6 protein-coding genes are annotated in these 9,350 nt (G+C 47.1%); 2 read left to right on the forward strand and 4 right to left on the reverse strand.

Going from position 1 to position 9,350, the window contains the following annotated elements; genetic code table 11:
• Positions 1 to 768, forward strand: a 768-nt coding sequence (locus ACEW8S_RS13615) for a DUF4432 family protein (protein ID WP_373518691.1), incomplete at its 5' end; no start/stop codon positions are given.
• 189 nt (positions 769 to 957) lie between these two features.
• On the forward strand, positions 958 to 1,710 hold the full coding sequence (locus ACEW8S_RS13620) for an SDR family NAD(P)-dependent oxidoreductase (RefSeq protein WP_373518692.1): 753 nt from the start codon (positions 958 to 960) through the stop codon (positions 1,708 to 1,710).
• A 68-nt stretch (positions 1,711 to 1,778) separates the two neighbouring features.
• Here the strand turns inward: ACEW8S_RS13620 and ACEW8S_RS13625 are convergent, their stop codons facing one another.
• From ACEW8S_RS13625 to ACEW8S_RS13640, 4 genes are all read right to left on the reverse strand, one after another.
• Entirely contained in the window at positions 1,779 to 3,749 is a 1,971-nt protein-coding gene (locus tag ACEW8S_RS13625; protein ID WP_373518693.1) for a sialate O-acetylesterase, read from the reverse strand.
• An 8-nt stretch (positions 3,750 to 3,757) separates the two neighbouring features.
• Positions 3,758 to 5,116, reverse strand: a complete 1,359-nt coding sequence (locus ACEW8S_RS13630) for a sugar porter family MFS transporter (protein ID WP_373518694.1) — start codon at positions 5,114 to 5,116, stop codon at positions 3,758 to 3,760.
• Positions 5,117 to 5,248: 132 nt separating this feature from the next.
• Complete coding sequence (locus tag ACEW8S_RS13635; protein WP_373518695.1) at positions 5,249 to 8,014, reverse strand: GH92 family glycosyl hydrolase; 2,766 nt, start codon at positions 8,012 to 8,014, stop codon at positions 5,249 to 5,251.
• Between the two features lie 136 nt (positions 8,015 to 8,150).
• Positions 8,151 to 9,350: Gfo/Idh/MocA family oxidoreductase (locus tag ACEW8S_RS13640; protein ID WP_373518696.1), on the reverse strand; the 1,200-nt coding region annotated here is incomplete at its 5' end.

The raw sequence follows: 9,350 nt of genomic DNA on the forward strand, positions 1-9,350 counted from the left end.
GGGGGATGGCAGGAAATTTTACCGAACAGTCCACCTATGGATTATCGCGGAGCCCGATTGGGGCAACATGGGGAAGTTTCCCTGATTCCATGGGACTATGCCATTGTCGAAAACACCCCTGCCGAAGTAATCCTTAAATTATGGACAAGACCATTGCGTTACCCTATTTTGATCGAAAAGATCTTGACCTTAAGACAAGGTAGCAAAAGTTTACAAATCGATGAAACCTTGACCAACGAATCGGAGACCGAACTGCATTTGATGTGGGGGCACCATATTGCCTTTGGACTGCCCTTCTTAAAAGACGGTGCGACCATTGAAACTTCGGCCACTAGGTTTGTGGCAGAAAAAAGGATGCCGGAACACCGTATTTTTAAGCCCGGTCTGGAACAGGACTGGCCCATGGTAGCAAGGCCCGATAACGAAAAGATAAATGCCGCCCATATCCGAAAGGTGTCTGATGACAAGTTTTCGGACTTGGCGTATCTTACAGCGTTCAAAGAAAATGCGTATTATAAAATTGCAACGGATATCATGTCCTTTTCCATTGAATGGGACAAGGAAATTTTTAAATCCCTATGGTACTGGCAAGAACGATTTGCCACCCAAGATGCTCCCTGGTGGGGGAAGACCTATGCCGTTGCCCTTGAACCGTGGACCAACAACTGGACGCAAAAACCCACTGCGGAATCTATGAAAAAAAACTGGTTAAAATTAGGACCCCGACAGCGATTACGAACTTCTTTAAAAACCAACTGTACGCATTGATCATAAACGCTGATTCAATGTAAGATATAAAAGCTATACATGGCGAAGAAGAAAAAACTCTATCGATACCTACTTCCCGATTAAATCTTTCGGAAAAGGAACAATAAGAGAATCCATTGGCGGGAGGATGTTTTGACATGGAAACGGATAGTATAGGACAAATAGAACCACGATTTAAAGGATAAAAGTATGTCAAATAGAAATGTTATCGTAACCGGAGGCGCCAAAGGGATCGGCAAAGCCTGCACCGAATATTTTTTGAACAATGGAGACCATGTTATCGCATTGGATGTCGATCAAGAGGCCTTGAATGCACTTGAAAACCCGGACGGAAGATTGCTGGGTCTAATCTGTGATGTTTCGAAAGCTAAGGAAGTAGGGCAGGCCGTTCAAAAAGGGATAGACACTTTTGGGGAAATTGATATTCTTGTAAATAATGCGGGTATCCAAAGGTATTCTACGGTCACCGAAACTTCGGAAGAAGAATGGGATTTGGTTATGAACGTCAATCTAAAAAGTGCCTTCCTCTGTGCCAAATTCGCCATCAGATCCATGCAGAAAAAGGGCAAGGGAGTGGTCGTAAATGTTTCCAGTGTACAGGCTTTTATCAGCCAGGAAAGGGTAGCACCCTATACCACGTCGAAAACCGCCATGTTGGGCCTGACCCGCAGTATTGCGGTGGATTATGCACCAGGCGTACGATGTGTGGCCGTTTGCCCCGGTACAGTCGACACCCCTATGTTGCGGGATGCGATTGCCACCATGGAAAATCCGGATGCGGTCTATCAGGAATGTGTCAATATGCATTTAAGCAAACGTATTTGCCCGCCCGAAGAGGTCGCTGCCCTAGTCGGTTTTTTAAGCAGTGATATGGCGGGTTCGATAACCGGTCAAGTGTTTCGGGTAGATGGGGGATTGGGTATTCTTTGTGAAGGAAATTAAGGCTTCGCTCCGGTCCATGTATTTCCCTTACCGCTAAACTGTGGTTCTTCGGATGCAAGAGGGGGGGGTCAAAACGCATGGGGATCGTAAACATATTTTTCCTTCGCCGTACTCAATTCAAAATCATCCGTTCGGAATGGAAAGGCTGGTAACCCGTCCGTATTGTACAAATTCAGGGGACCGGGATTATCGGACCAGGCATAGCGTACGAATCTTGGTTCCGGAATCTGATCGGAATATACCGTAACTTCGTTAGTGCCGGATAGCCCGGCTTTTGCCCAATGAAATTTACCGTCCTGCCCGGCAATGGCAAAACCTCTCAAGTAACCGAATTTGTCGGTGCCCTTTAGATCGCTTCCATAGGTTTCGAACTTGATTTTAATCGTATTCCCATCTATAGATTGGCTTTTATATGCAGGCCCTTTTTTTATGGGATTCCCGTATTCGTAATGCATGGCCAACAAGGCCAGTCTTCTGCCCACTTCCATCTTATTGTGCGGATGGATGTCATTGGCTTCTCCGATATCAATGGCAGTCATGATATCGACATCATGCAATTGGGTCGCCTTCATTTGCGACTCCCGGATCTCGGCCCATTTACTATTGCCCGGAATGGAATCTTCCTGTCTATAATTGGCCAGCTGAACGATAAGGAACGGCATCTCAGGATTGTTCCATTTCGCACGCCAATCAGTGATCATGGCCTTTAACAATTTTTCATATTCCACAGCTCGATTTTCATTGGATTCACCCTGATACCAGATAGTACCGGTTATAGGGAAATCGTGTAAGGGAGCTATGCCCGCATTGTACAACAACAAGGGATGTGAGAACACACTGCCGTTGGGCACCTTGGGCACCGGGAATTTTTCGGCATCAATGGATATTCCTTTCTTGTATTTCCATTTGCCGTTCAAGATGGGATTTCCCCAGAAGGCGTTGGTATAGATACCCCCTTTTCCGCCAGTGTCAAAAACCCGAACGGTAAGCGTATTGTCCTTGGCACGCAGTACCTCCTTGGGCACCGTATAATTCCTGAAATTACTATTGCCGAAGGTTTCCCCGACCTTTTGGCCATTTACCCAAGTTATATCGTAATCGTCGATTTGATTTAGAGGTAGCGGAAAGTCCTTGCCCAATTGCGTCGAATCAAGGTCAAAGGTTTTTCGGAACCAAAAACTTCCGTCGTGGTCCGTATATCCAAAATCTTCCCAAAAAGCGGGAATACCGATTTCCCCCCAATCGGAATCATCATAATCATCGGCATACCATTTTTGGGCAAGCCCAGGGCCTTTTAAGTAGTATTTGTTATCCCATTTCCTGCGAAAGATTTCGAACTCCTTGTTTAGCGTCGCATAATCTTTACCGGTCTTTATAATGTCATCGGTAACTTCGTCAAATTGAGGGAATTTCTTTAGGGCGTCCATGCCCATCCAGGTCACGACGGCCGTCGCTCCCAGGTTACTGCTTATCAGGCCGATGGGAACATCCTGTTTTTCGATCAATTCCCTTCCAAAAAAGTAGCCTACTGCGCTAAAATTCCGGATAGTCTCCGCATTCGTTTCCACCCAAATGGCCATGGTAACGTCATCCTGCGGTAAATAATCGGCACCCACCCCGATGGAGCACAAACGCAGGTTCGGGTAGGCGATCCTTGTAGTGTCCGGTTCTTTGCAATTCAACATGTTCAAGGTGTACTGCATGTTCGATTGACCCGCGCACAGCCATAGGTCGCCGATCAAAACATTTTCCAATACCAAGGCTTCCTTTCCCGAGAACGATAGCGCAAAAGGACCACCGGCCGACATTGGATCAAGAATCACCTTCCAGTTTCCTTTTTTATCCGCCTTTACGGTATGTACTTGATTTTTTATAGTAATCACCAAGGATTCCGAGGGATGGGCCTTTCCCAAAATAGGAATCGGCTTTTCCCTAGGCAATACCATATTGGATGCAAATATTTTTGGCAGCTCTATTTGTCCCAATATTTTATGTGGAAGAATAAGGCCTAACAGAAAAAGAAGAAGTATTTTTTTCATCGTAATTTTCATTTTAATTCATCATCAGTTGTCCAGCTCAATTCAATTTCTTCCAGGGTCTTACCCTTTGTTTCCGGAATCATTTTATAGGTAAATACCAGGAGAATAATGGCATTTACCATAAACAGCCAAAAAGTGAATGCCCCGCCGATTTTTTCCAAGAGAACCGGAGTGAACTGGGAAATAAACCAAACGCCCACCCAAAGCACCATAATCGACAATGACATGGCGATACCCCTGGTCTTGGTGGGGAATATTTCAGAGATCAAGACCCATGGAATCGGGCCCAGGGAGGTCGCAAAACAGCCCACAAAACCTAAAATTAAAATGAGCACCCAAGGTCCCGTTGTCATACCCAGATAGAACAGCGCCCCAATGCCCAACAAACATAGCGTCATACCCGAAACGCCCCATAACAAGAGCGTTCTACGGCCCAGCTTATCTATATATTTGATGGCCACAAAGGTAAAAATGGTATTGATAAGACCGATAATAACGGTTTGCATCAGGGCGGAATCGACCCCGAACCCCCCTCCTTTTAAAATCTCAGGCGCGTAATACATAATGGCATTGATACCCGTAATCTGGGAAAATAACGCCAGCACAATCCCTATAGTCATAGCAATCCGTAAACCTGGAGCGAACAATTCCTTTAAATTCCCCTTTTCGTGGCCAAGTGCCAGCTTGATTTCATTATGTACCTTTTTTGCCGTTTCATCGGAATTTATTTTCCTCAAAATAGCAAGTGCCTCGGCATCCCTGCCTTCTTTCGAAAGCCATCTAGGGCTTTCGGGAACAAAGAACAGGGCAATCAGGAACAATAATGCGGGGATGGTCTCGGAACCCAACATGTATCGCCAACCCATTTCAACATTCCATTGTTCACCGTACAATCCCGCTACAATGTAATTAAAGAAAAAGACGATATTGATCCCCACGACGATGGCCAATTGATACAATGAAACTAACATCCCCCGCTTATGGGCGGGGGCAATTTCGGAAATGTACAACGGGGACAGCATGGATGCCGCCCCAACACCGACTCCACCTATCATTCGGGCTATGACCAATTGTGTAAAGGTTTCGGACAACGCACAACCGATGGCCGAAATGGCGAACAAAAAGGCGGTAATGATCAAGGTTTTCTTCCGTCCTATTTTATCGGCCACATAACCTGCAATGGCTACCCCGATAATACAGCCTACGATGGCACAGGAAACGGCCCATCCCTTCATATCGGCACTAAGTGAAAACTTAGTCTCCATAAAGCCGATGGCCCCGGAGATTACCGCGGTATCGTAACCGAAAAGTAACCCGCCCAAGGCGCCGATGAGGGTTATCATCAATAAATAACTTGATTTTTTCATGCCATCTAACTTTGGTCAATTGGACTCGAAACAAGTTCATTTCCTAGAAATCTCAGCTTCATGCGATACGTCTGTGAATGTAGGATGGGCATTAGTTCCCGTCCCTTCCCTGGGTAAAAGGTGGGGAAATATTTACTCCTTGCCCCAGTTTTTGTTGGGTTCGGGGCCAAGAACGATTTCCAATTGTCCACCTTTCTCATAGTTCTGGTGGGAAAACCAATAGGTTGTCAGGGAACTGTTATTCAATTGTGCGCTTTGGATGTACCTATTTTCCGCTGAGTTGTTGACCGTGGTAATCTTAAACTCCTTGCCCGAATAGTATCTGTTATCCAATGTAATAACAATCTCATCAAAAACGGGACTTGTCAATTCATATCTAGGTTCCAGGGAATTGGTTCCTTGGAGACTGAACAACCCCAAAGACATCAGCGCGCTTACCCCACCCATCTGGCCTTGGTCTTCATCGTGCCCACCGTATCCCTTATCTATCGTCGTAGATCCATATGCCTGCTCATTGACCTTCCGTACCCAATATTGGGTAAGCCAAGGTTTGCCGGCATGATTGAATACATGTGCATTGGAACAGCCCGGTTGATTGGCATAACTTACATAACCGCTACCGTAGCCAAAGACAAAATCTTCCGGTTCTGCCTGTTCGAAGGCATGGTTCAGTTTGTCGCACAACACATCATTGCCGCCCATTAATCTGGCAAGTCCGTCGATACCATGGGAAACGGACCATGTTCCTTGCCAAGAATTTGCCTCGATCCATCCATTGTTACTAAGTGGGTCATCATTTGTCCACTCCCCATTCTTGTCCTTTGGAAAAATCAGGTTTTGGGACGACCTGAATAAGTTCTTCCATCCTTCGGATCTATTTAAAAAGTAATTGTAGGCCTTTTTCTTCCCCATTTTTTTGGCCATTTGGGCCAATGACCAGTCCTGGAACGTCCATTCTATGGTTTTCCCGGCGTTGCCCGGACACCAGCCGTGGTCAATGTAAAATTGAAGTTCTTCCGGGGTGTCGCCCATCATTCCGCCCGGCATGTGGTTTTGTTTCATTTCTTTAAAGGCCTGATGCGGGTCGACCTTGGTCATCAAATCTTTCATGTATGTGCTCGTGATCATATTCGTCGCCGGGCAGCCTGTCATGATATAGGAATACCCACCGGCAATGCCTCCTCGAGGGAGTAGGCCTCCATTTTTCGAATATTGCACCAAGGAAGCGGAAAAATCGTCCAAGATTTCGGGCCATGCCAGTCCCCATAGAATATTCAGGTTCCATTGCGTAAGCCACAAGGCATCAAAATTGTACATGTTGAACTTGGCGTTGACGTTGGCGTCCATAGGAAGTTTACGTACCTTTAGTTTGGCCTTGGTAAAATTGGCATAGCGTTCGCCTTGGGTGTAATCTGGATAATCGCCACTTACATCGTTCAAAATTCGTCTTCCTAATAACACATGCCAGAGATCGGTGTAGAATTTTACCATTTGATCGTGTGTGCCGCCCTTTACCTTGATCTTGCCCAGTTTATCGTTCCAAACGGACAACGATTTGTTCTTATATTTTTCAAAGTTCCAATCGGGGGTTTCGGCTTCCAAATTCTTTCTGGCATTTTCAATAGAGGTGTAGGATATGGAAATTTTCATTTGTATTTCATCGCCGGCCTCGACATCATATTGGGCGGAAACACCAGTTGTCGGGGCATTCCAATAACTCTGTGTCACACTGGGGAAGACAATCGAGTCGCGTCGTGTCATTTCAGGCGTTCCCTTGAGGTTTTCGATATGCGATAGGATTTCCTTTTCGTTCCAACCGTTAAAGGCTTTAAAGGGTTTATTGAACTCTGCGACAAAAAAAATCTTTACATTTTCTGGACCGCCCCAAAACCTTCCGGAGGAATCAAAAGAGCCTTCAAATGCCGTTTGTCCCACCTTCCGAATATCGGCATTGATCATGGTCGAATTCCCAAGATAGCCCCCCAAATTGGTAAGGATATTGGCCTCCGCCTTTTCCGTGAAATTAAAGCGATAGAGCGTGGTCCTTTCGGTACTGGTATAATCTACCCACATATGATGGTCCAGGAGATAGACCCGTTGGTAGCCCGGAATAGCGATTTCGTCATCATGGCTAAAGCTCGATTTCCAACCTTCGGCACCTTGGGTGGGATCGATCTCGCCTGTCGTCGGCATTACCTGAATACCCGAAAGGCACCAACCATGAATCTGTTCAAAGCCCAGTATTTCGGTTGAATTGTAGTTGTAACCGCCCCCGTATTGGTTCTTGTTACGGGTTAACGGTGCTGCGGCTACCATGCCCATGGGCCTAGCGCCAGGGGTAAAGAAAAAGTACCTGCCCTTGGCGGATTCTATAAAAGGATCTACCCAAGTAAGTAGGGCGGCATCGTGGCCGCGTGCGGCAAAGACCTCGATTTCGGAAAGGCCCATGCCTACTCCCTCGCCGTCGGTGACATCAAAACGCACCCATTCCACTTCCTTGGCGGGAAATGACAGCATTTTAGGAGAACCGTCATTAGGAATTGCGGATACGTGGATTTTACTGCCATCGCTAAAAATCAAGGTGCCACTGCCGATTTGAGTTTCAGGACTAAGACGGTCGTATAAGATGATTTTCTCAATGGATTGCTTTTTAGGCCACTCTAATTTAATCCAAGGCAATTCAAAAAACCCCCAGGCCTTATGGTCTCCCTGACTTGCCCACTCTCCCAATCCTTGAATTCGGATTATTCCATCCGTCACATTGGATGCAGGATGGTCCGATTGTTCCGTTGACGCACTTATTTTAGCCTGCGGGGCGATGTTCTGTGCCAAAACAGACAGCGAACCCGAAAGGCAAAACGAAATAGCGAAAATAATTCTTTTATGTCTTCCTATCATCTTGATAACCGGGATTCTGTGTTAGGGTTGGGATAATGTTCCGTTCCCGCTGTGGGATCGGCAATACTATATTCCTTAGTCCTAAACGGCATAGGGTTTGGCTGCCTTTACTGAACAACATGATCTTAAGGATTCTTTAAAATCCGGCCACTCCCCAGCCTTTGCGATACTCACGGCGAAGATATTTATTCGCCTCACGATGATCGGGAAACCGCATCTTGATCGGATCCCATTCCAGGACCGTGTCGGGTATTCGTATTGCCACCGTGCCCAAAAGGATGGCTTCAGTCATGGGGCCCGACCGGGCGAAATGTGATTCCGTTTTTTCACCGCCCAAACAGGCATCCACAAAATGGTGGTAATGATTTCGGTCATCTAATTTTGGGGTCTTGTAATCCATATATTTATTCTCCGGTAACAGCACCGGCATTTCGGTATGCGGTATTAGAAGGGCCCCTTCGGTTCCGATAAGCATGGCCGATTCCGCCGGATACGGTTGCCCGGGAAACAAGGCCTGTATCTCCCATGGTGGGTAAAACTCCCCGTCGAACCATTCCACTGGCAGCACGTCCGATTCGGTAAGCTCGTTGCCGGGGAACATCCAGGTGATGTGGTCGCCCTGCGGCCAGGTATCGCCGTTTCGCTCCGAGGACTCTCGCCAAGACTCCTGGACCTCGGCCACGACGGACTTGGGCGCTTTCAGACCGAGGCCTTTCCAAACGGCGTCAAATATGTGACATCCTATGTCCCCGGACCACCCCGTCCCAAAATCCTGCCACGCGCGCCATATAGTCGGATGATAGATATCGGGGGCATAGAGGCGCATTGGAGCGGTGCCTATCCAAAGGTCCCAATCCAAATGGGAGGGAACATCCTGTCCTTTACGCGGGCGGGGGCCTGGGAGCCGGTAGGTCTCTATCGCCGCGGGACGGTTCGAACAGAGGTATGCATGCTTGACCTTTCCTATCGCACCTTCCCTGATCATTTGTACCGCGGAACGATCACCTTTGCCCGAGGCATGCTGCGTACCAAGCTGCGTTATTACCCCTGCCTTTATCGACGCTTCGGTAAGCCTGCGTACTTCCGCCACATCATGGCACATGGGTTTTTGACAGTACACATGCTTTCCATTTTGAATCGCCTGATAGGCAATGGCGAAGTGGTTATGGTCCGGTACTGTCACATTGACCGAGTCGATCAGGTCACGCTCCTGTTCAAGAAGTTCGCGCCAATCGGTATACGTTCGTGCATCGGGAAAAACTTCCGCTGCATTTTTCAAGTTGTTTGCGTCCACATCGCAAAGCGCTACGATCTGTACATCGGGATGCTGCTTAAA

It is taken from the genome of Pricia sp., from assembly GCF_041745955.1.
In the GTDB taxonomy this organism is placed as follows: domain Bacteria; phylum Bacteroidota; class Bacteroidia; order Flavobacteriales; family Flavobacteriaceae; genus Pricia.